At 56.0% G+C, this 532-nt stretch carries 1 protein-coding gene; it reads right to left on the bottom strand.

The features are described from left to right. Positions 1-532: tripartite tricarboxylate transporter permease (locus ACR0E6_RS23030; protein ID WP_480587797.1), on the bottom strand; the 532-nt coding region annotated here is incomplete at both ends.

Here is a 532-nt window from a genome sequence, read left to right as displayed (position 1 = left end):
CTGAATGACCCGATTGTTGTCAGAACCATCACGACGGGCAAGAAGATGGTCTGCGGGATGGCAAGTATCTTGATAAATACCCGAGCGGTGAAAAGCCCCATCAGGAACATTGTCAGCGATGCCAGCACCAGGATTGCAACCACGCGGAGAATGATCTCGGGATCAATCGTCGGCCCCGGGATCACATTGTTAATCTTGAAAGCGCCCATCAAAGCGGCCGCAGGTGGTGAACCGGGTATACCCAACACCAAAAGCGGGATCAGCGCGCCGCCAATACAGGCGTTATTTGCGGTCTCAGAACACAGCAGACCTTCCAATGACCCTTTGCCGAACTTGTTGCCCTCAGTAGATACGGTCTTGCCAACACCGTAGCTGACCCAACCGGCGACATCTTCGCCAACTCCGGGAAGTGCTCCGACCCCTGTCCCGATCACGCCTGACCGGCAAATGGTGGGCAGGTAGCGCCGAATAGAACAAAGGTTCGGAAGAATGCGGCCTTTCAGGGCCAGAACTTTGCCGGCCTCAACGTGCC

The organism is Ruegeria sp. AP12 (genome assembly GCF_056540025.1).
This window is presented reverse-complemented; position numbering and strand designations above follow the sequence as displayed.